Below are 1,721 nucleotides of genomic sequence, written 5' to 3' on the forward strand. Positions count from 1 at the left end.
ATACGAAGTTCAGAAGAATACTGCATCATAACTACTGGAAACATTTACAACGATTATCCCGGGCATCCCTATACCCATTTTTATCTGGAAATTGATACCAAGCACTTGACATTTTTAGATCAGTATGACCCGGGAGGGAATTATTTTCATATCAAAGAATTTACACGTCCGCAAGTCGAGTTCTAGCGAGAAGTAATTAAAGTCCGCTCCGAGACTAAAGAACGGAGCCCTCAAAAACATCCAGGTATTTCGATGATGGAGACAGTTTGAGGGCTAATTCCCGTTCTCTAGCCCTCCGCTAAGGACGAACTCGAAGGCTGTCCTTAGTAAATTCTTTAGTTCCATCCATGCATATGATCAACTAAACTTTTGCCACTTCAAATTGGCCTTTTAATTTGACTTCACCCGATTCATTTTTCACAAAAAGCTGTCCGATTAGCCGGGCTTCCCCATCCTTTTCTGTCTCTCCGTCAATCTTCCCTTCCACGGTTAATACTTCCCCCGGTCGGGTGATGGCTGCAAACCGGACCCTAAAAGATCGTAAATCCTGACGGGAGAACCACTGAGTAAGGGCTTGGCCGGCAAACCCCATGATTAGCATTCCATGGGCAATTACTCCGCCAAGACCTGCTTTTTCTCCAATCGGGACAACGGTATGAATCGGGTTGAAATCTCCCGATGCCCCGGCATATCGAACCAGCTGGGTATGAGTAATCGCTGGTTTATTTAACGACGGTAGTGTCTCCATTCTCATTTCTAGTCACATCCTCTTCTTTTCATTCCAGTCATTCAGATCTTTTAAATCCCTATCATTTAGTCTTGTTTCAACGTATCTCACAACATTCTCTACTCGCCATTCATTTCAATAATGGTGGATAAGCCCACCAAAACTTTTTTCCCTTGCTGATTAAAGTACTCTGTCTCTAAGGTGATGAATTTCATCCCCCGCTTGGCTGCAGCTGAAATCACTTTGCTTTTTCCGGTAATTTCATCTCCGGCACAAATTTCTTCCAAATACTGATATTCTTGTTCCCCATGGAGCACTTTCAACGGATTCAACTTAAGGGCTGCAATGAGTTGCTCAAAATCCGGCCCTGCCCACATATCGATTACGGTAGCAAAGGTGGGTGGAATCGGAATATCCCGGAATCCTTGGGCCACCGCTCTTTCCCTGTCATAATAAATGGGATTGTCATCTCCAATTGCCAAGGCAAATTCTCTAATTTTGCCCCGTTCTACAAGATAAGTATACGGTTCAAATGTAAAGCCAATTTTTTCTGTTAAATCTTTTTCCATTGGAAATCTCCTCTCCCTACTTATAGATAGAACTAAACATCCATGACCCTACGGGTCACAAATTGATATGAAAAGGTATTTTCATATCAAAGATTTGCACGTCCGCTAGTCGAGTTCGACATAGAAGTTATTCAAGTCCGCTTCGAGGCTAAAGAACGGAGCCCTCAAAAACTTCTGGGTATTTCACAGATGGAGTCAGTCTGAGGGCTAATTCCCGTTCTTTAGCCTCTTCGCTTAGAACGAACTCGAAGGCTGTCCTTAACAAATTCTTTGATATGAAAATAATTCCCTCCCGGGTCATACTGATCTAAAAATGTCAAGTGCTTGGTATCAATTTCCAGATAAAAATGGGTATAGGGATGCCCGGGATAATCGTTGTAAATGTTTCCAGTAGTTATGATGCAGTATTCTTCTGAACTTCGTAT

4 protein-coding genes are annotated in these 1,721 nt (G+C 42.6%); 1 reads left to right on the plus strand and 3 read right to left on the minus strand.

Features of this window, described 5'->3' with window-relative positions; genetic code table 11:
• The coding region (locus L1765_RS15815) for a hypothetical protein (protein ID WP_236408434.1) at positions 1-186 on the plus strand (186 nt) is incomplete at its 5' end.
• Between the two features lie 175 nt (positions 187-361).
• Here L1765_RS15815 and L1765_RS15820 read toward each other — a convergent pair.
• From L1765_RS15820 to L1765_RS15830, 3 genes are all read right to left on the minus strand, one after another.
• Positions 362-748 (minus strand): MaoC/PaaZ C-terminal domain-containing protein, encoded by a 387-nt coding sequence (locus L1765_RS15820; RefSeq protein ID WP_236408435.1) that lies wholly within the window; start codon positions 746-748, stop codon positions 362-364.
• A 98-nt stretch (positions 749-846) separates the two neighbouring features.
• A complete protein-coding gene (locus L1765_RS15825; protein WP_236408436.1) occupies positions 847-1,296 on the minus strand; it encodes a MaoC family dehydratase N-terminal domain-containing protein in 450 nt (149 codons plus the stop codon).
• 221 nt (positions 1,297-1,517) lie between these two features.
• On the minus strand, positions 1,518-1,721 hold a 204-nt coding region (locus L1765_RS15830; RefSeq protein WP_236408437.1), incomplete at its 5' end, for a hypothetical protein.

This window comes from Microaerobacter geothermalis, from assembly GCF_021608135.1.
Taxonomy (GTDB): domain Bacteria; phylum Bacillota; class Bacilli; order DSM-22679; family DSM-22679; genus Microaerobacter; species Microaerobacter geothermalis.

What these genes read in the sequence shown, in the direction of transcription:
- L1765_RS15820 (WP_236408435.1), bottom strand. Translation starts at nt 748, where the DNA reads ATGGAGACACTACCGTCGTTAAATAAACCAGCGATTACTCATACCCAG.
- L1765_RS15825 (WP_236408436.1), bottom strand. Translation starts at nt 1,296, where the DNA reads ATGGAAAAAGATTTAACAGAAAAAATTGGCTTTACATTTGAACCGTAT.